This window comes from Paraliomyxa miuraensis (assembly GCF_026337845.1).
Taxonomy (GTDB): domain Bacteria; phylum Myxococcota_A; class Polyangia; order Nannocystales; family Nannocystaceae; genus Paraliomyxa; species Paraliomyxa miuraensis.
Genome location: NZ_JAOVZF010000163.1, coordinates 775,670 through 799,017, shown reverse-complemented (window position 1 = coordinate 799,017; position 23,348 = coordinate 775,670). Strand labels below are relative to the sequence as shown.

The window sequence follows — 23,348 nt, the reverse complement described above, 5'->3', positions numbered from 1 at the left end:
GATCGCGCCGATCGTGCTGTACCACGGGGTCAAGCCCGCCGCGTCCACGCCACCCTCGATGATCGGCGCGGTGTGCTGCAGCACTCGCTCGTGGGCCTGCTCCCGGCTGGACGGCGTGTCCGTGTCGGGGACGATCGCCGTGCCGCTCAGGTCGATGTAGAACGGCGCGAACAGCTTGCCCGACTGCCCCGACGTCTGCTTGGCCGCGATGCCCGCGAGGTTGGGGCTGGGGCCCGTGTTCTCCGGCTCGATGCGCATGTTGGCGTAGCCGGGGAACCCGTCGACGTAGGGCCAGTAGTAGAAGTCGTGGCCCCACACGTCGGCCAGCTTCTCCGGGTCGGTGTCGCCGTAGTCGCCCACCGACAGGTGCATGATCTCCTGGTCGGGGTCGGTGGTGGCGTTGGGCTGGAACCGCACCCCCACGAACTTGTGGAACCACTGCACCTTGCGGTTGGCATTGGCCATGTTGGTGACGTCGGCCTGGGCCTTGCTGATGAGTGGCGACGGCGGCACGTCGCCCGTCTCGTCGTTGCTCGTGATCACCGAGCCCACCCCCAGGTCGTCCCAGCGCAGGTACGCGAACGGGCGGATGTTGTTGCCCTGGCACAGCCGCCACACGCCCACGTGACCGTCGCGGGTGATCTCCAGCGGGCTGTTGGTGTAGAAGTGGTGCGTCACCCAGAAGAAGCGCTGGTTGATCCCTCCCTCGGTGCACTTGGGAGGAGTGCTGTTGTACTTGTGCTCGCCGTTCTGCACGAACGTCATCAGGCCGAACTTGGCGTCGTTCTGGGTGGACTCGACGACCTCGTGGATCACCCGCCGGGCCGCACCGATGCGGCTCTCCTGCAGCGACCCGTACAGCGCCGGGTTCTCGCACTCCTCCCACGCGCACTCGGTCAGCCCCTGCTTGGACTGGTTGCCCATCGACCCCGACGTGTCGAGCACGAACAGGATGCGAGGCTTGACCGCCGCCGCCTCCGTCGCCGTGTGCAGCACGTAGTACGGTCGCAGCCTCGCCTCACCCGGTCGGGCGCTGCCCAGCACCACCAGCACCGTCAGCGCCAGCCAACCCAGCCACGCGCCCGACCATGCACCCAACCACGAACGGCCGCGCCGCGACCCCTTCATCGAACGATCCAACCGTGCCATCGCCGTCGACCAGCATACCCCAAGACGCCCGCTCGTGGGCCCTGTGAGCCGTTTGAGGACGCTCGGGGGCGATCACGAGCCAGCTGTGCAAACGCTTCCTCGCTGTGAAATCCATGCATGGTGCGACGAAGGCGGCCTCGGCCGCTTCGTTGCCGCGCTGCGTCAGCGAACCCCGAGTTCTGCGTAGGGATCGAGGATCTCCGAGACGCCGGTCTGCAAGAAGGTCTGCAAGAACGTCCGGATCTGTAGCTGAGCGAGGCTCGATCTCGCCACGTTGCCGTGGGTGGCGGGCTCGGTGCTCATGCCGTCGGCGCCCAGGATCACGTCGTACTGGAACGAACCTCCGGTGTGGGCAGCGTCGAGGTTGCCCGAGATCGGCAGGTTGGGCTCGAGCTCGACCACGCCGATCGGGAAGACGACCTCCCCCAGATGGGGGACGCCGATCGCACGGGCGAAGTAGGCGTTGGCCGAGTTGGGGACCGTGTCGTCGTCGAGCACCATCTGCACGAGGACCTGCGGAGAGGCGTCGTCGAAGCCCGGCCGACGCGTGGTCACCCACGGCGCGAAGGTTCCCGGGTCGCCTCGATCGATCACCCCCTGCAGCAGCGGAAAGAAGCGCGCGAGCTCGCCGTCGGTGGCCATGCCGGCGAAGATGCCGATGACGGCGGAGAACTGCTCGCCCTCGGCCACGATGCCGGTGACGCGAGCGCCGGGCACGATGAAGGTGGTGGTGCCGAGCTCGGGCGCGAACGCGGCGAGCTGCGGGCCCATCAGCCCGCCGAGGCTGACTCCGAGGTAGTGCACCGAGGCGGGGTCGAGCTCGGGCTCGGGGCCTCCCGACAGGTCCACCCCGGCCAGCAGCATCTGGGTGAGCTGGAGCTTGTCGTAGCCGGCCCGGCGGAAGTTGTCGCGCAGCACCAGCGGATCGAGAGGATCGGCGAGGTTCAGCGACAGCCCGAAGAACTCGAGCACCGCGTTGAACGCGGGAGCATCGGGATGATCACCGTGCCGGGGTGCATCGATGGCGACCACCGCGATCCCGTCGAGTGCGGCGAACTCGGCCAGGCCGCTGGCCTGGAAGCGATCGCCGCTCAGGCCGTGGCCGTAGATCAGCGCGGGGTAGGGTGCGGTGCCGCCCTTGGGGAGGTAGACGACGATGGGGATCTCGTACTGCCCCTGGGGCGTGAGCGAGTCGTCGACGACGTCGCCGACGGTGTAGTCGTCGGCGGTGAACGTGCCCTCGCACTGCAGGTACGGGGCCGTGGGGTCGACGTCGGTGCATGGGCTCGTGGGCTGATAGGTCGGCGGCGCCGCGGCCCGGATCTGCTCGGCGATCACGGCCGAGTCGTCGACCGTGTGCTGGGTGGTGAAGGCGAAGGCACCCGCGAGCTCGAGCTCGCTCTCGATGCCGCCGAGGGCCTGCAGCGCGGCGACCACGTCGGCGACGCCCGCCGCCGCCACGTCGAGCTCGGGAGCGGCGGTACCGGCCAGCAGGGTGCTCGTGGGCTCCGACGGCGCCACGCAGCCTCCCTCCGCGTCGAGCACCGTGCTCTTGACGGCAACGCCGTAGCGGGCCTGGGAGGCCAGTGGTACCAGCGGTTGCAGCACGAGCGTCGTGATGGCCTCGCCGGGATCCTCGGCCACGAGCTCCCATTCGAAGTCCACGGGCACGGGGGGATCGACGTCCAGCCGCATCAGCACGATCGAAGCGTCGGCCGATCCGCTGCCCTCGCCGGACGTCGGCAGCGTGGCTCCGTCGATGGGCGCGTCGAACTGGAGGTAGATCCCCGCGGTGGTGCCAAAGCCGTCGAGGGTGGACGCGCCCTCGAACACGCGGAAGAAGGTCTCCACGGTGCCGGTCAGCGTCACGTTCTCGCCCAGCCGCAGGTCCACGCGGAGCCCGGTGGGGGTGTCGGCGGCGACCGTGTAGAAGTCGTCGGGGTAGGCGTCGACCTTGCCCGCGACCGGGTCGTAGAGCATGTGCGTCAGGCCCTCGCACGCCTCGACCTCGGGCTCGCCGGTGGAGCCCTCGCTGGTGGAGCCCTCCCCGGTCGAGTCGACGCTGCTGGTCTGCGGCTCGGTGGTGCTCCCGTCGCTGCTGCTCGTGCCCTCGTCGGTCACGCTGGTGTCGTCACCGCAGCCGGACGGGCCTCCCAGGGCGAGCAACGAGACGAGGACCCACGGTCGCGAGGACCCCACGAGCGCATCGCACGATGTCGAAGCCATGGGGAGAGCATACCAGGGCGCATGCTAGGCGGGGTGCTCGGCGATCCACGTGCGGGTGAACACGGTGGCTCGCCGGTAGGACTCGCGCACCTCGTCGATGAGGTGCTTCTCGACCTTGCCGCCCAGCAGTGGGATCCGGCACTCGCACACGCCCTCCCACACGCGCGAGCAGCGGCCCGGTCCCTTCGGCACGAGCCGGTAGGTCCCGGTGGTGGTGATGCGGTCGGCCGCAAAGCCCGGGATCGTGATCGTCTTCATCACACTGTCCGCGGCCACGAACTCGTTCTTCTCGACGTAGGTGATCGCGCCGGAGACGAGCTTCTTGACGAATGCCGGGACCTCGCGCTGCGGGGTGAGTCGCTGCTCCCGGTGGATGCGGAGCGCTGCGCCTTCACCCTGGCGATCGAACTTCAGCAGCTCCCGCTTGATGTCGAGCGCGGGCCACAGCCCTTCGTTGTAGTCGTCGGAGAAGAAGATCTCCCAGTAGCGTTCGGCCGAGACGTCGAAGTCGTCCTCGATGCGGTACTCCATGGCGCGGCAACGCTCGCAGCTTCCGCCGCCGCTCACAACCCCCTGGGTCCAGAGGGTGTATCGTCGACCCCATGCCAGACTGGGCTTGCTTGCGTCATCACTCGGGCCGCGTGCTGCGTGCTCCCCTCCTGATCTCGGCTGCAGTGCTGCTCGTGGCCGGCCCCGCGTCCGCAGCCGTGGTGCCGGGGCGGATCGTGCTCCAGTCGGGTGACCCCATCGGGGGGACCATGGTGACCGACGTGGGGCACCCGTTCGTCAACGCAGCGGGCGAGGTGGCGTTCGTGGGCAACCTCGACGACGGTGACCACTACGTGTTCGTGGGCAATGCATCGGTGTGGCTGGGCAGCGACGATGCGATGGCCACGCTCGATGCGATCGAGCAGACCATGGACACCGACGGCGCAGGGCACTTCGTCTATGCCCCCGACGTGGACGGGCTCGACGGCGTCTACACCGACGCGGGCGTGCTCGCGGTGGTGGGGCAGCCGGCGGTGGGGTTCCCCATGGGGGCGACCTACACGTTCCATGCGAGCCCCTCCATGAACGCGGACGGTGCGATCTACTGGGTCGCGGGCATCGACACCTCGGGCGACATGAACACGGACGCGCGGGCGTTCTACCGCACCCTCGACGGCACCCCGGCGTCGACCGAGCTGCTGCTCGCGTCCGGCGACATGGTGGGCGGGCTGACGCTCGACGCGTTCGGGATCGAGCTCGAGTACATGCTCTCGGAGGACGGCGCCCACGGGATCCAGATGCTCAACGCGACGGGCGACATCGCCTCGGATGACTTCGTCTGGGTCGACGGTGCGATCGTGGCTCGCGAGCTCGATCCCAACGGCACCTTCGACAACTGGGACAACTTCGACATCGTGGCGATCAACGCCAACGGCCACTACCTGTTCACCGGTGACACCGACGGCGTGACGGAGACCGACGAGTTCATGGCCTACGACGCCACGATCGTGGTGCGAGAGGGCGACGTGCTGGCGGGGGTGCCGCTGCTGGGTCCGGCGACCATGCGCTTCGTCGCGCTGAGCGACTTCGATCAGGCGGCCTACGGCTGGGCCTACGTGACTCCGACCGGCACCCACGAGACGGTGTTCTTCGCGTGCAGCGCGGCCGACATCGTGGGCACGACCCAGGTGGTGTTCACCACGTTCGACGACGAGCTCGACGTGGACGGCGACGGGGCGGGCGACTTCACGATCACCGATCTCGCGCTCAACACACCCACTCCCACGCGGGCCATGGGGAACACGCCGTTCGTCTACGTGGAGCTCGTGCTCGACGACGGCATGTCGCAGCGCGAGGCGATGGTGGAGATCCCGGTGTCGTGCTGCGGCAACGGGGTGGTCGATCCATTCGAGGATTGCGACGACGCCAACGGCGACGACACCGACGACTGCCCGGGCACCTGCCTGGCGGCGACGTGCGGCGATGGCTTCGTGCAGGCCGGGGTGGAGGATTGCGACGACGGCAACGACGACGACACCGACGACTGCCCCGGTACGTGCGCGGCGGCGACGTGCGGCGATGGCTTCGTGCAGGCCGGAGTGGAGGATTGCGACGACGGCAACGACGACGACACCGACGACTGCCCCGGCACGTGCGCGGCGGCGACGTGCGGCGACGGCTTCGTGCAGGACGGGGTGGAGGAGTGCGACGACGGCAACACCGAGGACGACGACGGGTGCCTGACCGACTGCACCCTGCCGGCGTCGGGAAGCACGGGAGGAGACGCCACGGCCGGCGACACCGGGCTCGACGACACGGGCACCGGAGGCGGCGGGAGCGGTACCGGAGCGGGGCCGGGCTCGGGGCCGGTGACGGTGAGTGCCAGCGCGGCCAACGACGACAGCTCGGGTGGGGAGACGGAGACGGGCGGGGCCATCGATCCGGTGGATGGGTGCTCGTGCCGAGCCGATGGGCGGGGACCGGCGCCATGGAGCGGGCTGGGCCTGCTCATGCTGGGCTGGCGGGGCCGTCGGCGGCGTCGCTCGGGGTGGTGAGCGGAGCGAGTCAGGAGCCGGGGCCGGTGTCGGCGATGCTGGCGGCAGCGGTATCGCCGGCCTCGCGCAACCAGCGATCGAGGGCACGAGGTTCGAACGGCTCGTCTCGCGCTTGCCGTGGCCCCGCGGTGCCCTCGAGGATCCGGCGCAGGTCGTCCTTGGCGCGGCGCAGCCACACGCCGATGGTCTTCTCGTTCTGCCCGAGGACCTCGGCGATCTCGTCGTACTTGAGATCGTGCCAGTAGCGCAGCTCGAGCACGTTCTGGTAGTCGAGCCGCAGCTGCCGCATTGCCTCGAGCATGCGCAGCTGACCCTGCTTGCGGGCGACGAGCGAGCCGAGGGTGGTGTTGGGGGGCGCGCCGAGCTCGGCCACCGAGAGATTGCCGACCTCCACGTCGTCCTGGCGACGGCCCTTGGCCGACCAGTACTCGCGCAGCACGAAGTTGGCCACGCCGAACAGGAACGCACGCGGGTGGTCGACGTCGCCGCGGCGCAGGCGTTCGAAGCAGCGTACGAAGGTCTCCTGTGCCAGGTCGCTGGCGTCGGAGGGACGCCGCACCTTGTTCACGAAGAACTGCATCACGCGCTCGGCGTGGCGCTCGAAGAGCTCTCGTTCGTCCATCCTGGCCCGGGCTCTTGGGGGGGCTGCCGCGGGAGAGCCGCGAGGGGCGACATCATGCCGCCCCTCGCCCTCGGTCTTCAACCGGTCGCGGCCAGGGCCGGATCCGGGTCGTCGGTGGTGGATGGCTTGGGAGGAGGCAGCAGATCGCCGATGTCGTCGTCGATGACGTCGTGGTCTCCATCATCATCCCTGGTGGAGTCATCGGTGGGGGGAGCAAGGACGAGCTTGGTGAGGGAGGCGCTGTGATTGGGGGTCACGGGGGGCCTTTGGGGGCTGGGGGTTGGTTGGGGGTGAAGCGTCCGAGGACGCGAAGCAGACGCGAGAAGAGTGGAGTGCTGGCCTGACATTATTTCACGAGGTCGGCACTCTTTTTCTTGCTCTGAAAATTCGCTCAGTGTCCGCTCGGCGCGTCGGCGCCGTCGAGCTTGGGGACGCAGCCCTCGTTGGTGGCGGGGGCGGACTTGCCTTGCTCGAGCAGGCGCTGCCGCAGACGTTGGCCCTCGAGGCACGAGGGGTCCGCTCCATCGAGGTGCTCGCAGACCCTCTCGAGGCGCTCGGCTGCCTTCAACATCGGGTCCCAGCAGCTGGGGTGATAGGCGTAGCTCGCCACGGCCAGGACCCACATGCGGGCTCGCTCGCTCGCTCGCGCCGGCACGATGGATTCGTCGGCGAGCAACGCCATGGCGAGGCGCTCGAGCACCAGGGTCTCGCGCAGCGCGAGGTGACGGCGGCGCTCGAACTCTGCCCAGGCCTCGGTGGGATCGGCGCCGCTACTGCCGAGATCCTGGGCTTCGTGGCGTGCCCGCCGAGCGGCGAGCCGATGGGCGTGGACGATCTCCGCCTGCGAGAAAGCCTGATCCTCGGTCATCTCCAGCGCCTCGAAGCGCTGCGCGGCGTCGGTGTAGTGGCGTAGCGCGCCCTCGATGTCGTCGGCGCGCATGGAGATCTCACCGAGGATGTGTCGCTCGTGCGCAATCGCCGGATGGGTCGAGCCGAGGACCGCCTCGCGCTCGGCAACGGCACGCGCAGCACGCGGGATTGCGGCGCGGGCGTAGGGCTTCTGCGCCGAGATTGCGATCGCCTCCTGGAGATCGACCAGCGCGACGATGGCGGGAGAGACCTGAGGGGAAGCCTGACGGAGCAGGCTGGCGGCTTCGCGATACAGGGCCTGAGCACCTGCCGCGTCACCCAGGAGCAGTCGCGCGTTGCCCTCGGCGGTGCGCAGCCAGCCGGCGACGGCTGGATCTTCGGCGGGGTCGGGGGTCGTGGCCAGTGCGGCGGTGCGGAGCGCGGCCAGCTCGGACGCGAGCCGTTCACTCTGCTCGGTCGATGGGGTGACCGGGCTGGAGCTCAGCCGCCCCATGGCGTGGAGGGTCAACGAGGAGGCGGCGATGTCGGCGGCGAGCGTGCGTTCGCCCGCCTCGAGCGCGCGTACCAAGAGCGGCAGGATTGCGATCGCTTCGCGGGGCTCCTTGCGTGAGGCGCCGGCCAGCAGCAGCGTGTGCTCGGCCGCCGCTCGCAGGCCTCGGTCACCGAGAGCACGCGCCTGCTCGGTGGCGAGCGTGGCCTCGCGCTCCGCGTCGGGGCCGTGCCCCGCAGCGAGCTCCATGCGGGCGGCGAGGAGGTGATCCCAGGCCGCGCGAGCGGCCGGAGTGGTTCGAGGTTCGGAGCCCGTGGCGCAGCGGATCGGGTCGGGGAGGGTCTCGACGAGGCCTGCGAGCGGGCTGGGGCCCGGGTGCTCGCGCAGCGCTTGCCAGGTGCTGCGGTCGGCGGTCCCCAGCCAGCGCACCAGGTGGCCCAGTCCGGTGGCGCCTGCATCGAGGCATGCGTCGAGCTCGGAGCTTCGCTCGGGCTCGGGTTCGTGGCAGGTACTCTGTCGTGTGGACGACCAGTGCGTGGACCAGTCGTCGAGCTGATTGCCGAGCTCGGGTAGCTCGGTCCGTATCGCGGTGCGATGCTCGACCCACGCGGTGGGCCAACCCTGGCGGTCTTGGCGACAGGCTTGCACCGCCTCGGCCTGGATCGCGCCCGACACCGTCATCAACATCGCGGTGGCTGCGGCGGTGCCAGCGGCCAGCCACGCCCCGCGAACGCGGGCCGGCCGTGTGCTGAGCCGATGGCGAAGCTCACGGCCGATCGTGGCCATGTCGGGGTGGCGCTCGTTGGGGTCGAACGCCAGGCCCTGGCGAAGGAGCGCGACCAGCCACCGCGGTATGCGGCGCTTGCCCGGGTTGAAGTCGATCGGTACGGCGTGCAGCGGCTTGTCGTGGTGGGCGCCTCGCCTCATGGCCGGGGGGCGACGTCCGTAGACGGCCTCGAACAGCGCCACGCAGAAGCCGTATTGATCGCTGCGAGCATCCGCGGTGCCGAGGTGCTGCTCGGGCGCGGCGTAGGATGGCGTGCCCACGAAGCGGCCGCGCGCCGTGATCGGCCGCGCCAGGTCGCTCTCGTGCAGGGCGATGGGGTCGCCCTCGATCGACTGCGAGGGGTCGTCGACCGAAGGCGTCGGGAGCGGGCGACCGCCGAGGACGTCGGTTCCGCTGGTGCTGGTGAGGCTGGTCTCGTCGGCGCGTGCGAGGCCGAAGTCGAGCAATCGAACGCGGCCATCGGAGCCCACGATCACGTTGGCCGGCTTGAGGTCACGGTGCACCAGCCCCGCGCGGTGGGCCGCCGAGAGGCCCTCGGCGACCTCGAGGAACTTGGTGAGGATCGCGGACAGGCTGCGGGGTGCCTGCTCGAGCCATTGCTGGAGGTCGGGACCGTCGACGTACTCGAGGGCCAGGAAGTAGCCGTGGGCTCCGGCCGGCCCCTTGTCGTAGACCTGCACCACGTTGGGGTGCGAGAGCCGGGCCAGGGCATGCGCCTCTCGCTCGATGCGGACCCGAGCGTTGGGCGAGTCGACCGCGATCACCTTGAGCGCGACCCTCCGCTGGAAGCGAGGATCGAACGCCAGATAGACCCTCCCGAATGCTCCGCTGCCCAGCTCCTCTTCGATCGTGTAGCCGGGGACCTGCGGCCGCGACGACGCGCCGCCGAACAGCCGGCGCCGAAGGTCGTCGATCCGATCCGCCTCGATGGCAGGCCGATGGGATCGAAGATCGAACGAAGGCGTGGTCATCGAGGCTCTCGAAGGGATACCCCCCAAGTGGCGCCGTGACCCGCGATGCCTACGGCCCTCGAGGCGTTTGCGGTGTCAGCGCTCGCGAGATCCCGCACGTGGGACGGCCATGAGGGTCAATCGGCGGCGTACTCGGCGTTGGGCGTCTCCAGGGCACGGCGACGCACGGTGGGATTGCGGAGGAACGAGGCTAGCGCGATCCCACCGACCAGCTCGCCGAACCACAGCGTGGCGGTGCGACCCAGCAACGCGGCGGCCAGCGCGACCGGCTGGGTCGCACCGCTCACCAGACGCGTGGTGGCCACGACCAGGCTGCCCTCGGTGGCGCCCAGCCCTCCGGGCAGGAAGCTCAGCGCGCCCACCAGCGTGCCCGCCGACCACAGCAGCGCGCACGTGCGAAGCGAGGCCTCGACGCCCGAAAAGCCGTTGACCAGCAGCCAAAAGCCCACGCACTCGAGGCCCCAGCCCGCCACGCTCAGCACGGTGAGCCACCCAAGCGGGCCAGGCTTGATGAGGGTGGCGCTGCTGTCGACGAGGGGCCGTGCCTTGGCGACGAGTCCGGCGAGGCGAGGCACGCGAGCGAGGCCGTCGAGCACGCCGCCCAGCAGGCGGGGCGAGCCCAGCACCACCGCGCCCACGACGACCAGCACCACGGTCACCACGAGCACCGGCACGTACTCGGGGCGCTCGGCCACGCCCACGGCGGCCAGCAGCACCAGTGCGATCAGGTCGGTGAGGCGGTCGGCCACCACGACCGGCGCGGTGCGGGTGAACGGTACGCCATCGCTGGCCCGCAGCAGCATGCTGCGCAGCACCTCGCCGACCTTCCCCGGGGTGACCGACATCGACAGGCCGGCCAGGTACACCAGCAGCGAGCGGCCGCGCGTGAGCCGTGGCGCCTGCTCGCGCACGTGCAGCCACGAGAGCGAGAGCTCCCACTTGGCGAACCGCAGCAGGTAGTTGCCGATCGACAGCCCCAGGGCAGCGACGAACAGCTCCCAGGGATAGCCGATCAGGGTCTGGCGCAGCGGCTCCACGTCGAAGTACACGACGGCGGCCACGTAGAGGAGGATGCCGGCCGCGAGGGCATAGAGCGTGCGTCGGAGCAGCGTGCTCACCCCGGTCGCCCTCGACGGCCTTCGGTGGTGGCTGGCTGCGACGCCCGGTATTCGTCCCACAAGTGCGCGAGCGAGCCGGGCACGGCGGGGGGCAGCGCGACGCGACGCGACCGGGAGGGTTCGGTCGGGCGCCACAGCGCGGCGAAGCCCTCCCGGGCCCGGTTCGGCCCTCGCAGCGCAGGACGGGGGAGCTTGGGCCATGGTGTGTGGGCGGCGGGTCCCAGCACGGTGGGGCTCTCGGCGGGGCGACGCCGCATCGGCAGGCCGAGCTGCAGGCCCAGCCACGCGTCTGCGTGCCGAGGGTCGATGGCGTTCGAACCCGTGATCGGCGAGGCGAGCCGCAGTCCCAGCATGCGTTCGGGTGTGAGCAGCAACGGCGAGGCCTCCTCGCGCGAGGACAGGAAGGCCCACCAGCCGGCGTCGATCACCACGCTCACGTGGGCGAACACCTCGGACGCGCAACGTGCCGCTCGCTCCACCGCGCTGCGGGTCGGGCTGGCTCCCCAGCTCGAGGTCAACGACACCAATCCGGCGCCAATGGGCCCGCGCCACGAGGGCCCCCGCTCGGACGTGCGCTGGTGATGGACGCAGGGCACCACCAGGCAGAGGCTGTGGCCCACCAGCGCTCGCGGCACTCGGACCCCGTGGCGCGAGCCGGGCAGGCAGACGGTGACCGAGGGGCCGTCCTCGTCGAGGGGCGAGATGCGGCGGGTGGCGAGCTGGACCGCGAGGGGATCGGTCGCGCCACGGTCGCCGCGCTGCACCGCCCCGGCTTGCAGCCCCGCCTCCTCGATCGCATGCACCACGCCATCGAGGCACCAGGGCGAGGGATGAAGCCCCGGGTGCGCTCCCCAGCGTACGACGGCCAGCACCAGCGGACGGCCACGTGGTGCATCGGCGAGCACGGCCGAGGCGACCTGCTGAGCGGCGCGGGTTGGATCTGCCGCCGCGATGGGATGGGCGCGGAGCCGAGCGGGCATGACGCGGGAGGAGCATACCCCCATTGGCCGCAGCCCCACGCGGGTCATGGGTCCCCGGGTGATTGAGGGGCCCTGCGGCGTGCACTCGTTGGCATCGAGCGGGGGCACGCGGTCGGAGCACTCGACGATCGCAGGCTTGGGGTGAGCTTCGCGGGGTGGTGCTGGCCGATTTCGACGGCGACGGGGCGCTCGACATCGCCGAGGCGCTTGCGCCGATCCATCGTCCGTTGCATGACGTGCTCATGGTGAGCGCCTCCTTCGATCGCCGCCGCCCCGATCTGCACCCGATCGACTTCCAGGGGATGCTCACGGTATCGCCGCAGATGCAGGCGCTGTTCGAGCTGCTCGGTCGGGTCGCGCGCACGGAGGCCTCGGTGCTGCTGCGCGGTGAGACGGGTACGGGCAAGGAGCTCGCCGCTCAGGCGATCCACGCGCTCAGCCCCCGGGCCGACAAGCCGTTCAAGGCCGTCAACTGCGCCACCCTCACCCCCGAGCTGGCGGCGTCGACCCTGTTCGGTCACCTGCGAGGGTCGTTCACCGGGGCGGTCTCCGATCGCCGTGGGCTGTTCGCCGTGGCCGACACCGGCACGGTGTTCCTCGACGAGGTGGCCGAGCTCGGGCTCGACATCCAGGCTCGTCTGCTGCGCGTATTGCAAGAGCGCAACTTCGTCCCCGTGGGCGGGACCGATCCCAAGAGCGTCGACATTCGGCTGGTCACCGCCACCCACAAGTCGCTGCGCGAGGAGGTCGAAGCCCGGCGCTTTCGCGAGGATCTGATGTATCGCATTCGCGTGGTGCCGATCTTCATCCCGCCGCTGGTCGAGCGCACGGGCGACGTCGAGGCGCTCACGTGGTCGTTCATCGACGAGCTCAACCGACGTTCGGAGGGGCAGGCCGCAGGCCACGGTGGACGCCACGTGGAGGCGATCGCCGATGACGTGTACGACATGCTCATGGGCTACCCGTGGCCCGGCAACGTCCGCGAGCTTCGCAACGTGATCGAGTATGCGTTCGCCGTGGGCGAGGGCCCGGTGCTGCGCGCCCACGAGGTCCCGCCCGAGCTGCGCGGCGAGCTGCCGCCCCACATCAAGAAGAGCGCTCGCGATCCCGACGAAGAAGAGCGTCAGCGGATCCGCGAGGCCCTGCGACTGGCCGGCGGCCAGAAGAGCCAGGCGGCCGAGATGCTGGGCATCAGCCGCACCACGCTGTGGAGGCGGATGCGGGAGCTCAAGCTCAACGAGTGAGCGAGCGAGGCTCTCAGGCGCCCAGGAGCTGGTCGGTGCTCACCAGCGCGGCGCTCGTATCGGTGCGGGAGTCACGGACGAGCAGGTGCTTGCCATTTTGCGAGGCATCGAGCCTCGGGCTCGTCTGGTCGACCCAGAACGTTCCCGTGATGGCGAGGGTGGGCAGCGACAGCACCATGATGGACTCGAAGCATCCGATCGCCACATGGGTTCCGCCACCGAGCAACGCGAGGTTGTGGGTGACGCTCCGGATCTGATCGATCGTGACCGAGCGCAGCGGCTGCTCCTGGTGGATCGACCACAGCTCCACGGTCGCGCCGCGCGTGAACGTCAGGATGTGATCGTCGGGGCACGCGATCGCGTTGTCGGCAACCCCGTGCCAGAGCGCCGCTCGGGCCGAGGGCTCGCGTACGGCGATCGTCATCGCGGGCTTGGGGTTTCGCTTGCGCGCGATGCTCCCGAGCCAGCGCCCGTCGACGGACCACAGCAGCTGCTCCATCTTGCCGCCCTTGTTGGCCTTCATTGCCTTGCGCGGAGGAGCGGCCAGATCGTTGGTCGCGAACAGTCGAGGCGCCTGGTCCTTGTGATCGCCAACGGTCGCGAGCGAGGAGCCGTCGGGCGACAGCGCGATCGAGCTCACCTGGTCGAAGGGGAGCTCGGTCCGGGCGCGCTCGGTGCCATCCTCGAACGACAGCGCGTGGAGGGTGCTCCCTCCGTGCGCTCCACCGTCGGGCCAGTTTCGAACGGCGTAGTAGCACGCACCATCATTGGCAATGGCGACCGCGTACGGCCAGTCGGCGGGCGTCGACCACCGCTGCTTGCCTCCCCGCATGAGCGATACGGCGTGGGCCGACCTCGGTCCCGGAGCGTCGACCTCGTGTCCCATCAGCACGCATCCGTCGTCGTTCACGGCGATGGAGTGGATCTTCCAGGGGCTCTCGATACGCGCTCGGATCTCGACCTTGGGGGGCTTGGCCATGAGGTGGATCGCATGAGAGTAGCAGGGCGACTGGGCTCGTTTGCTCGGCGTGCCCGGGCGCGCGCCGGGCCCGTTGGGCTGGGATTGGCTCGTTGCAGGCTGTTGCACCGCGTTGAAACGCGGTAGCATCGCCTGCAACGAGGCTCGTCCGCTCACTCCGCCGTGCGCACGCCGTCGGGGTTGGCCTCGGCCCATGCTCGCGCTCGCTCCACCGCCAGCTCGAGCGCCTCGAACCGCGCCCCCATCACCGGAATCAGGTGCTCGGGCACGAACGCCTTGGCTGCGCTCGAGCGCCGCAACACCTGCTGCTTGCGCTCGTCGAGCCCCACCAGCATCAGCCGCCGCCCCTGTTGCTCGGCCAGGAGCGCCAGCTCGGCCAGCGCGCCGGCCACCGTGGCATCCATGCCCTGCGCTCGCTTCAGTCGCAGCACGAGCACCCGCACGTCGGGCTCGCGCAGGACCTCCTCGAGGGTGGTCATCAGCTCGCCCGCAGCGCCGAAGAACAGCGGCCCCTCGGCCTGGAGGATCCGCAGGCCCGGCAAGCGCCCGCCGTCGTCCTCGTCGCCGAGGTGGCGCTCCTGCCAGCGGCTGCGATCGTCGAGGATGATCTCGCGGACCACCATCACCCGCGCGCGCCGCAAGAACGCGATCACGCTGACGCCCACGCCGAGATAGATCGCGGTGTCGAGGGCGAGGGTCCAGGTGCCGGCCACCGTGACCACGAACGCCACCGCGTCCGAGCGCGAGGCCCGGAGGGTACGCGTGATGCGGGGGACGTCGACCAGATCCCACGCGACCACGAGCAACAGCCCGGCGAGGCTGGCGATCGGCGTGTGACCGAGCGCGGGCCCGAATGCGAGGAGCACCCCGATCATCATCGTGCCGGTGAGCATCCCGGCCACGCGACTGCGCGCGCCGCTGCGCTCGTTGAGGACCGAGCGGGACAGGCTGCCGCTGACCGGGTAGCCGCCAAAGAACCCGGCCGCCACGTTGGCCAGCCCCTGTCCCACGAATTCGGTGGAGGCATCGAGTCGCTGGCCGGTGCGCGAGGCGATGGAGCGGGCCAGGGCGCTCGACTCCACCAGCGACAGCACCGTGCAGGCCACGGCGACGGGCAGCAGGCTGCCCACCTCGGCCAGGCTCGGCAGGCGAGGAGCGGGCAGGCCGGCGGGGATCGGGGAGAGATCGGCGATCACCTGCAGGCCGTGCTGCTCGAGGCCGAAGACCAGGTTGACGGCCAACGCGACCACCAGGACCACGATCGCCGAGGGGATTCGCCGCCGCAGCCGCTTGCCGACGATGCGCAGCGTCGTCATCAGCGCCACGGTGCCCAGGCTCACCGCCACCGCGATGCTCGAGGCCTCGCTCACCGTGGGCAGCCAGCCGGTGACGGTGGTGAGCAGCGAGCCGCGCGGACCCGTGGTGGCCGTGACGTTGTAGAGCTGCCCCGCTCCGATGAGCACGCCAGCCCCGGTGATGTAGCCCAGCACGACGGGGCCCGAGATGTAGTCGACCACCGTGCCGAGCCGCAGGAGACCGGCGGCCACCTGCAGCATGCCCACCATCAGGGCCAGGGTCATCACGACGGACACGGGATCGCCGCCGAGTCCCATCGCCACCGCGGCGCCCACCAGCAGGCTCAGCGCATTGGTGGGGCCCGCGACCACGTGACTCGAGCTGCGAAACAGCGCGCCCACGATGGTGGGGACCGCCGAAGCGTAGAGGCCCATCACCGGAGGCAGGCCGGCGATCGTGGCGTAGGCCAGACCCTGTGGCACTCCCAGGAAGCACACGGCCAGCGCGGCCGAGAGGTCGGCCGGCAGGTCCTTGGCGGAGTAGGGAGCCCATGGGGGCAAGGGCAGCAGCGAGCGCAGCGACACGAGGAGGCCCGAACGTACGCAAGGATTGGGCCATCGTCAGCTCCCCGGGTGCTTGCCGGCATTCCGCGTCGATCGCGGACCTTGCCGCTGGCATGGTGATTGCTATGTGGAGCACGTCCGGGGCATCTGGGCGCGGAACTGGGGTGCACGCATGAACTACGGCTTCGTCATCGACAACCGCAAGTGCATCGGGTGTCACGCCTGCTCGACCGCCTGCAAGAGCGAGAACGAGGTGCCGCTGGGGGTGCATCGCACCTGGGTGAAGTACGTGGAGCGCGGGGTGTATCCCGACGTGCGCCGCAGCTTCCAGGTCACGCGCTGCAACCATTGCGAGAACCCGCCGTGCGTGCGCATCTGCCCCGTCACGGCGATGTACCAGCGCACCGATGGCATCGTGGAGTTCGACAAGGACGCCTGCATCGGATGCAAGGCGTGCATGCAGGCCTGTCCCTACGACGCGATCTACATCGATCCCGAGTCCCACACGGCGGCCAAGTGCCACTACTGCTCGCATCGCGTGGAGGTGGGGCTCGAGCCGGCCTGCGCCGTGGTGTGCCCGACCCATGCGATCGTGGCCGGTGACCTCGACGATCCGATGTCGGAGATCGCCAGGCTGGTGCAGAGCGCGAAGACGACGGTGCGCAAGCCCGAGCAGGGCACCGCGCCCAAGGTGCTCTACATCGAGGGCGACGACGTGGCGCTGCACCCCACCGTGTTCGCCGAGGGGCCGCGCCAGGGGATGATGTTCTCCGACGTGGTGACCGAGCAGGGCACTGGAGCGGCCGCCGAGCGCGGCCGGGCGCCCCTGCCCACCGCGGCGCCCAATGCTCCCGCCTCCACCGCACCCTCGGGAGCGGCGATCCGCACGCCGGCGACGCAGGGGGTGCCCCGGTCCGGACCCATCCGTACGGGCGGACGACCCACGCGAGGAATGGCCGAGCACATGGTCCAGCTCGCTTGGAATGCCCAGCACCAGGTGCCGTGGCACTGGCCGGTGCCCGCCTATCTGGTCACCAAGGGCATCGGCACGGGGATCTTCCTCGTGCTCGCGCTGGGCTGGGGCCTGCACCTGTTTCGCTTCGACTCGGGCACCATGCTCGGCGGTGGCCTGATGGCGCTGCTGTTCACGCTGGTGACCACCGCGCTGCTGGTCTACGACCTCGAGCGACCCGAGCGCTTCCTCTCGATCCTGCTGCGACCGCAGTGGAAGAGCTGGCTGACGCGCGGGGCCTTCCTGCTCATCGGCTTCACCACGGTGGCGGGGCTGTGGTGGACGCTCGAAGCGGCTTCGTCGGTGGGCATGGGGCCGTTTCGCATGCCGGAGCTCCTGCGGCAGCTGATGCTGTGGACGACCGTGCCGCTGGCCCTGGGCGCGGCCGTCTACACCGCGTTCCTGTTCGCTCAAGCGGAGGGGCGTGATCTGTGGCAGAGCCCGCTGTTGCCGTTCCACCTGCTGGTGCAGGCGCTGGCGATGGGGGCCGGGTCGCTGCTGTTGCTGCACGCGGTCGGCGAGCTGCCGGGCGATCTGGTCGCGGTGGTGCGGCCGCTGTTCGGAGCGATGCTGGTGGTCGACCTGTTCGTGACGCTCGCCGGCGAGCTGGGAATCCCCCACGCCAGCGAGATCGCGGCCCGGGCCGCGCACGAGATCGGCCACGGGCGCTACGCCAAGCGCTTTTGGTGGGGCAGCGTGGTGGTCGGGCACGTGCTGCCGCTGGCGTTGCTGCTGTCGGGGTCGGCCGCGCTCGGGGGAGTCGGGGCCCTGCTGGCGGGGATTGGCCTCTATTACTACGAGCACGCCTTCGTGATGGCCCCGCAGGAGATCCCGAACTCATGAGCGACTTCGCCTCACGCGTCTCCGACTTCCTGGGCTCGCTCTTGCGCCTGCGGCCCGACGAGCCCGCGCGCGGTGCCATGGAGGGTTCTGGGGAGGGCTCTGGCGACGGCCCGACCAACGTGGCGGGCCAGGCGCTGCCCAGCTACGCCCAGGCCGATCGCGAGCCCGTGCCGCTCACGGAGGTGCGTCATCCCGACGGCCGCATGACCCGCTATCCGCCGCCCGAGGTCTGGGACGACTGGGTCGAGTGGGACAGCAAGGCGTGGCCGCGCAAGGTGCCGCGGCGCTACACCCTGGTGCCCACGATCTGCTTCAACTGCGAGAGCGCCTGCGGCCTGCTGGCGTACGTCGATCGGCAGACCCACGAGATCCGCAAGTTCGAGGGCAACCCCGCGCACCCCGGAAGCCGCGGCCGCAACTGCGCCAAGGGTCCCGCGACCCACAACCAGACCTACGATCCCGAGCGGATCCTCTACCCGCTGCGGCGCGTGGGCGAGCGTGGCGAAGGCAAGTGGAAGCGGGTGAGCTGGGACGAAGCGCTGCAGGACATCGGCGCCAAGATGCGGGCCAGCCGCCAGAAGCGGCGCGACGGCATCATGTACCACGTGGGCCGCCCCGGCGAGGACCACTACACCAACCGCTGCATCACGGCCTGGGGCGTCGACGGACACAACAGCCACACCAACATCTGCTCGGCGGCGGCTCGGTTGGGCTATGCGCTGTGGGGGGGCGGCGATCGGCCCAGCCCCGACTATGCACATGCGCGAACCATCCTGCTGATCTCGAGCCATCTCGAGACCGGGCACTACTTCAACCCGCACGCCCAGCGGATCATCGAGGGCAAGCTCGACGGGGCCAAGCTCATCGTGATGGATCCGCGGCTGTCCAACACCGCGTCGCGGGCCGACGTGTGGCTGCCCACCTGGCCGGGCTCGGAGCCGTTCGTGCTGCTGGCGGTGGCGCGGCACCTGATCATGCGCCGCACCTACGACCGCGAGTTCGTGCGCCGCTGGGTGAACTGGGAGGAATTCCTGGCCCAGGCGCCCGGCGTGCCCGGGATGCCGCCGCTGCCGGTGGGCGAGGGGACGTTCGAGGACTTCGAGCGCTGCCTCCTGCGGCTCTACGGCGAGTTCACGTTCGAGCGTGCGGCCGCCGAGGCGCAGGTGCCCATCGATCGCATCGAGGCCATGGCCGCCGCGGTCGAAGAGGCCGGCCCGCGCCTGGCCGCGCACAACTGGCGCGCCGCGTCGATCGGCAACCTCGGCGGCTGGCAGGTGGCGCGGTGCTTGTTCTTGCTCAACGTGCTCACCGGATCGGTGGGTACGCGAGGCGGCACCGCCTTCAACAACTGGAACAAGTTCGTCCCCAAGCCCTACGAGCAGCCTCCTGCCTTCGATGCGTGGAACGAGCTGCACCTGCCGCACGAGTGGCCGCTGGCGCACTTCGAGATGAGCTTCCTGCTCCCGCACTTCCTGGCCGAGGGACGGGGCACCATCGACGTGTACTTCACGCGGGTCTACAACCCCATGTGGATCAACCCCGACGGGTTCATGTGGCTGCAGGCGCTGCGCGATCACGAGAAGATCGGCCTGCACGTGGCGCTCACGCCCACCTGGAACGAGACGGCATGGTTTGCCGACTACGTGCTGCCCATGGGGCACGCAGGCGAGCGCCACGACGTGATGAGCCAGGAGACCCACGCGAGCCAGTGGATCGGCTTTCGCCAGCCAGTGCGGCGAGTGGCGATGGAGCGGGCCGGCAAGAAGGTGCGCTTCACCTACGAGGCCAACCCGGGGCAGGTGTGGGAGGAGGCCGAGTTCTGGGTGGAGGTATCGGGGCGCATGGATCCCGACGGGTCGCTGGGGGTACGGCAGTGGTTCGAGAGCCCCGATCGTCCCGGTGAGCTGGTGAGCCAGGACGAATACTGGGGGTGGATCTTCGAGCACTCCGTGCCCGGATTGCCCGAGGCGGCCAAGGCCGAGGGCCTCACCCCGTTGCAGTACATGCGCAAGTACGGCTGTTTCGAGGTGTCGCGCGACGACTACGTGCCCTACGAGAACACGGTGGACGCCGCCGGGACCGAGGTCGACGAGCAGGGCCGCGTGGTTCGAGGCGGCAGCGTCGTTGGGGTGATGGTCGATGGTCGGGCGAAGGAAGGCTTTGGCACCCCCAGCCGCAGGCTCGAGTTCTTCAGCACCACGCTGGCGCAGTGGGGATGGAACGAGCGCGACTACGTGATCCCGTGGCCGTTGCCCAGCCACGTGAGCCCCGCCGAGATCGATCGCAGCCGGGGCAACATGATCCTGCTGCCGAATTTTCGGCTACCCACGCTGATCCACACGCGCTCGGCCAATGCCAAGTGGCTCTACGAGATCAGCCACAACAACCCGGTGTGGATCCACCCGGAGGACGCCGAGCGGATCGGCGTGCGATCGGGCGAGCTGGTCACGGTGCAGACGGAGATCGGATGGTTCACCGACAAGGTGTGGGTGACCGAGGGGATCAAGCCGGGAATCGTGGCCATGAGCCATCACCTCGGTCGCTGGCGCCTGCAGGACGGCGCGGGCGGCAACCCGGGAATGACCGCCCTGGCCCGGCTCGAGCAGGATGGGGAGGAGCATCGGCTGCGGCTCCTGCAAGGGGGCAAGGCGTGGACCACGTTCGATCCCGACACCAGCCGGATCTGGTGGAAGGACGTGGGGGTGCACCAAAATCTCACGCATGCGGTGCATCCCGATCCCGTGAGCGGGGCGCATTGCTGGCTGCAGAAGGCGATCGACGTGCGCAAGGCCAAGCCGAGCGAGCGGCACGGCGACGTGTTCGTGGACACCAGCAAGTCCATGGAGGTGTATCGCCAGTGGCACGCGCTCACGCGCTCGGCGGTGGATCACAGCCCGGACGGTACGCGGCGACCGCTGTGGCTCAAGCGGCCGCTCAAGCCGGTACGGGCCGCCTATGCGCTGCCACGGCATCCGTTTGGGCGCTCGCCTGCACGCGAGGACGACGGAGCAGAGGGATGAGGGACGAAGAGGATGCCAGGATGGAAGCCCGGCAGCGCGCCTATGCGTTGCTGTCGGCGTTGCTGCTCGAGGGTCTCGACGAGGCCCGGCTGGCGTGGGTGCGGGGGCTGCCCGCGCTCGCGGAGCGGCTGCCCGAACCCGTCGAGCTCGATGCGCTCGCGGCCGAGCACCATGCGCTGTTCGGGCACGAGCTGTTTCCGTTTGCCGGGGCATTCCTCGGGAACGACGGGCTCGTGGGTGAAGGCGTGGCCGCCGACGTGGTGCGGGTGGCCCACGCGGTGGTCGGAGCGGCGTGCGAAGGCGATCCGAGCCCCGATCATCTCGGGCAGGGGCTGAGACTCATGGCGGTGTTCGTGGAGGCCGAGCGCCAGGCCCGGGCGTTCGGTGACGAAGACGACGTGCGCACGCTGATGCGATGGCAGCAGCGCGTGCTCGACGAGGCGCTGCTGCCGTGGATGCCGCCGCTGCATGCGGCGCTGTCGGGTCAGCCGAGCACGCTGTGGACGCGAGTGGTCGAGATGGCGATCGGCGTGCTGGCACAGCACCGCGCCACGCTGCCGGGGTTGCCGCGGGTGAGCGACGACGTGATCGCTGCGAGCGACACGGAGGCGGTGCTCGACGACCCTCGTACCGGCTTGAGCACGGTGGCCCGGGTGCTGACCCGGCCGGCGCGCTGTGGGATCCATCTGTCGCGGCGCGAGCTCGAGGCGGTCGCACGGCGCTGCGAGCTGCCCGGGGGGTTTGGGTCGCGAGTCGACGTGCTGGAGCGGCTCCTGCGAAGCGCCGCCGAGTATCGGCAGCTTCCCCGCGTGGTCGACGAGCTCGACCGTGTGCTCGCTACGCGTGACGACATCCATGCGGGACTGGAGCACGAGCCGGGGCTCTGGGTGCACGTGCCCGCATGGCGTCAGCGGGTGGCGAGCACACGGCGCATGCTGGCGCGGCTGCGCGATGCCGCCACACAGGTGGCCTGAGCGCCGGTCCGGCGGGCTTCGCCAACGGGGATCTTCGGGGAATCACTCGGGAAAATCGCAAAGACGACGATTTTCTGAGAAAATGTAGAAAACAAGTAGTTTTTCGTGAAAAATAATCGACGAGCCGAGGTCGAGATGGCGGGGAAGACGCGCCCGAGGGGCAAGGACGAGAGCCTCGAGCAGTGGGTGGGGTCGCTTCCGACTCTGGTCCTGTCGAGCAACACGATCACGGCGGACATCTCCGAGGCCGTCAAGCGAGGCTTGCTGCGCAAGGTTGGTCCGCGTCTCTATGCCACGGATCTGCGTGCGCCGGTCGAAGCGCTGGTTCGTGGGTATGCCGTCGCCATCGCTGCGTTGCGAGCACCGGGCTGCGTTCTCTCTCATCGGACGGCGCTGGAGATGATTGCGGCGCAGGGGCACCTGTTCCTCACCGGTCCGAAGAACCAGACCATTCACCTGCCGGGGCTCACCCTCAAGGTCAAGCAAGGTCAGGGGCCGCTGGTCGGTGACATGCCGGTGATGGATCTCTTCGTGTCATCACCGGCTCGGGCCTACCTCGAGAACCTCGACTACACCCGTCGGAGCATGGGTGTTTGCCGAGCCCTGGGTCGCGAGCAGATCGAAGAGCGGCTCGAGCGAGACCTTCGGCTCAAAGGCGAGGCTTGGCTCGGTGACATGCGAGACCAGGCGCGGGAGCTCGCGCCCGTGCTCGGGATGGACGCCGGGCTGGCTACTCTCGACGAGATCGTCGGTGCCATGCTGGGTACCAGGGCTTCGGGAGTCAGCGCGCCCGTGGCGGTAGCTCGCCAGCGAGGGCGCCCCTACGATCCCGATCGGGTCGTGCTCTTCCAGCGACTGGCCGAGGAGCTGCTCGAGCGATGGGGAGAGACCAGGCGCCCCCGTGCGCCGCTGCTGCGTCACGAATCCCAGCACTTGGCCTTCATCGATGCCTACTTCTCGAATTACATCGAGGGGACGGTCTTCGAGCTCGAGGAGGCCAAGGACATCGTGTTCGAGGGCAAGGTCCCCGACAATCGCCCCCAGGACGCGCACGACATCACGGGGACCTTCGAGCTGCTGGTCGATCCGACCGAGATGGGGGTCTCGATGTCGTTGTTCGACGAAGTCGAGGACTTCGAGCACGTGCTCCAGCGCCGGCACTACACCATCATGCGCGCGCGTCCGGAGGCTCGACCCGGCGCATTCAAGCAGGTGTCCAACCAGGCCGGGAACACGCTGTTCGTGGCGCCGGAGCTCGTGCGTGGGACGCTGGCCGAGGGGCTGCGGATCTTCAAGACCCTGCACACTCCCTTCCAGCGAGCGACGTTCATGATGTTCGTGGTCGCCGAGGTGCACCCGTTCGTCGACGGCAACGGTCGGCTTGCCCGTGCGATGATGAACGCCGAGGTCGCCTCGGCCGAGGAGGATCGGATCCTCATCGTGACGTCGTATCGAACCGACTACCTGGGCGCGCTTCGGCGGCTGTCTCGCTCCAGTGACCCCGCGGTCGTTCCGCGCATGCTGGACCGAGCGCAGGAGCTCGCGTCTCGTCTCGACTACGAGGATCTCGAGCGCTTGATCCGGGTGCTCACGACCTGCAACGCGTTCGATGACACCGATCTGAGGATCATGAGGCTTCCGCCGAAGCCGGCGCGGTGACC

The 23,348-nt window shown here is 69.7% G+C and carries 16 protein-coding genes; 6 read left to right on the top strand and 10 right to left on the bottom strand.

The genetic code is table 11. From position 1 onward, the window contains the following. From OEB96_RS43215 to OEB96_RS43205, 3 genes are all read right to left on the bottom strand, one after another. The coding region (locus OEB96_RS43215) for a VWA domain-containing protein (protein ID WP_266222827.1) at positions 1–1,128 on the bottom strand (1,128 nt) is incomplete at its 3' end. 183 nt (positions 1,129–1,311) lie between these two features. Next, the gene (locus OEB96_RS43210; RefSeq protein WP_266222826.1) at positions 1,312–3,375 is read right to left on the bottom strand and encodes a hypothetical protein; all 2,064 of its coding nucleotides are present in this window, start codon (positions 3,373–3,375) and stop codon (positions 1,312–1,314) included. 24 nt (positions 3,376–3,399) lie between these two features. Continuing rightward, the gene (locus tag OEB96_RS43205; protein WP_266222825.1) at positions 3,400–3,906 is read right to left on the bottom strand and encodes a DUF2505 domain-containing protein; all 507 of its coding nucleotides are present in this window, start codon (positions 3,904–3,906) and stop codon (positions 3,400–3,402) included. A gap of 71 nt (positions 3,907–3,977) precedes the next feature. Here OEB96_RS43205 and OEB96_RS43200 point away from each other — a divergent pair, with 71 nt between their 5' ends. Then, a complete protein-coding gene (locus OEB96_RS43200; RefSeq protein ID WP_266222824.1) occupies positions 3,978–5,918 on the top strand; it encodes a DUF4215 domain-containing protein in 1,941 nt (646 codons plus the stop codon). Positions 5,919–5,928: 10 nt separating this feature from the next. Here OEB96_RS43200 and OEB96_RS43195 read toward each other — a convergent pair whose 3' ends face one another. The 5 genes from OEB96_RS43195 to OEB96_RS43175 form a co-directional block, all read right to left on the bottom strand. Further along, positions 5,929–6,540 (bottom strand): RNA polymerase sigma factor, encoded by a 612-nt coding sequence (locus OEB96_RS43195; RefSeq protein ID WP_266222823.1) that lies wholly within the window; start codon positions 6,538–6,540, stop codon positions 5,929–5,931. A 77-nt stretch (positions 6,541–6,617) separates the two neighbouring features. Continuing rightward, positions 6,618–6,797, bottom strand: coding sequence for a hypothetical protein (locus OEB96_RS43190; RefSeq protein ID WP_266222822.1), 180 nt, complete (start codon positions 6,795–6,797; stop codon positions 6,618–6,620). Positions 6,798–6,931: 134 nt separating this feature from the next. Beyond that, positions 6,932–9,658: a serine/threonine-protein kinase gene (locus OEB96_RS43185; protein ID WP_266222821.1), complete on the bottom strand. Its 2,727-nt coding sequence runs from the start codon at positions 9,656–9,658 to the stop codon at positions 6,932–6,934. 116 nt (positions 9,659–9,774) lie between these two features. Continuing rightward, entirely contained in the window at positions 9,775–10,776 is a 1,002-nt protein-coding gene (locus OEB96_RS43180; protein ID WP_266222820.1) for a lysylphosphatidylglycerol synthase transmembrane domain-containing protein, read from the bottom strand. Then, complete coding sequence (locus OEB96_RS43175) at positions 10,773–11,756, bottom strand: hypothetical protein (RefSeq protein ID WP_266222819.1); 984 nt, start codon at positions 11,754–11,756, stop codon at positions 10,773–10,775. The genes OEB96_RS43180 and OEB96_RS43175 overlap by 4 nt, the downstream gene beginning before the upstream one ends. A gap of 155 nt (positions 11,757–11,911) precedes the next feature. Here OEB96_RS43175 and OEB96_RS43170 point away from each other — a divergent pair, with 155 nt between their 5' ends. Then, positions 11,912–13,000, top strand: a complete 1,089-nt coding sequence (locus OEB96_RS43170; RefSeq protein WP_266222818.1) for a sigma-54 interaction domain-containing protein — start codon at positions 11,912–11,914, stop codon at positions 12,998–13,000. A 13-nt stretch (positions 13,001–13,013) separates the two neighbouring features. Here the strand turns inward: OEB96_RS43170 and OEB96_RS43165 are convergent, their stop codons facing one another. After that, positions 13,014–13,979: a WD40 repeat domain-containing protein gene (locus tag OEB96_RS43165; RefSeq protein ID WP_266222817.1), complete on the bottom strand. Its 966-nt coding sequence runs from the start codon at positions 13,977–13,979 to the stop codon at positions 13,014–13,016. Between the two features lie 152 nt (positions 13,980–14,131). Beyond that, positions 14,132–15,859, bottom strand: a complete 1,728-nt coding sequence (locus tag OEB96_RS43160) for a SulP family inorganic anion transporter (RefSeq protein ID WP_266222816.1) — start codon at positions 15,857–15,859, stop codon at positions 14,132–14,134. A gap of 151 nt (positions 15,860–16,010) precedes the next feature. Between OEB96_RS43160 and OEB96_RS43155 the strand changes: the two genes are divergently transcribed. The 4 genes from OEB96_RS43155 to OEB96_RS43140 all read left to right on the top strand — a co-directional run bounded on the left by OEB96_RS43155 (position 16,011) and on the right by OEB96_RS43140 (position 23,346). Continuing rightward, positions 16,011–17,693, top strand: coding sequence for a 4Fe-4S dicluster domain-containing protein (locus tag OEB96_RS43155; RefSeq protein ID WP_266222815.1), 1,683 nt, complete (start codon positions 16,011–16,013; stop codon positions 17,691–17,693). After that, positions 17,690–20,713, top strand: coding sequence for a molybdopterin-dependent oxidoreductase (locus OEB96_RS43150; protein ID WP_266222814.1), 3,024 nt, complete (start codon positions 17,690–17,692; stop codon positions 20,711–20,713). The genes OEB96_RS43155 and OEB96_RS43150 overlap by 4 nt, the downstream gene beginning before the upstream one ends. Then, a complete protein-coding gene (locus tag OEB96_RS43145; protein WP_266222813.1) occupies positions 20,710–21,687 on the top strand; it encodes a molecular chaperone TorD family protein in 978 nt (325 codons plus the stop codon). The genes OEB96_RS43150 and OEB96_RS43145 overlap by 4 nt, the downstream gene beginning before the upstream one ends. Before the next feature lie 135 nt (positions 21,688–21,822). Continuing rightward, entirely contained in the window at positions 21,823–23,346 is a 1,524-nt protein-coding gene (locus tag OEB96_RS43140; protein WP_266222812.1) for a Fic family protein, read from the top strand. The last annotated feature ends 2 nt before the right edge of the window (positions 23,347–23,348 follow it).

Bases quoted from the DNA above. Each gene is read 5' to 3' on its own strand.
- OEB96_RS43185 (WP_266222821.1), bottom strand. From the start codon at position 9,658: ATGACCACGCCTTCGTTCGATCTTCGATCCCATCGGCCTGCCATCGAG.
- OEB96_RS43210 (WP_266222826.1), bottom strand. From the start codon at position 3,375: ATGGCTTCGACATCGTGCGATGCGCTCGTGGGGTCCTCGCGACCGTGG.
- OEB96_RS43165 (WP_266222817.1), bottom strand. From the start codon at position 13,979: ATGGCCAAGCCCCCCAAGGTCGAGATCCGAGCGCGTATCGAGAGCCCC.
- OEB96_RS43155 (WP_266222815.1), top strand. From the start codon at position 16,011: ATGAACTACGGCTTCGTCATCGACAACCGCAAGTGCATCGGGTGTCAC.
- OEB96_RS43150 (WP_266222814.1), top strand. From the start codon at position 17,690: ATGAGCGACTTCGCCTCACGCGTCTCCGACTTCCTGGGCTCGCTCTTG.
- OEB96_RS43145 (WP_266222813.1), top strand. From the start codon at position 20,710: ATGAGGGACGAAGAGGATGCCAGGATGGAAGCCCGGCAGCGCGCCTAT.
- OEB96_RS43175 (WP_266222819.1), bottom strand. From the start codon at position 11,756: ATGCCCGCTCGGCTCCGCGCCCATCCCATCGCGGCGGCAGATCCAACC.
- OEB96_RS43200 (WP_266222824.1), top strand. From the start codon at position 3,978: ATGCCAGACTGGGCTTGCTTGCGTCATCACTCGGGCCGCGTGCTGCGT.
- OEB96_RS43205 (WP_266222825.1), bottom strand. From the start codon at position 3,906: ATGGAGTACCGCATCGAGGACGACTTCGACGTCTCGGCCGAACGCTAC.
- OEB96_RS43140 (WP_266222812.1), top strand. From the start codon at position 21,823: ATGGCGGGGAAGACGCGCCCGAGGGGCAAGGACGAGAGCCTCGAGCAG.
- OEB96_RS43195 (WP_266222823.1), bottom strand. From the start codon at position 6,540: ATGGACGAACGAGAGCTCTTCGAGCGCCACGCCGAGCGCGTGATGCAG.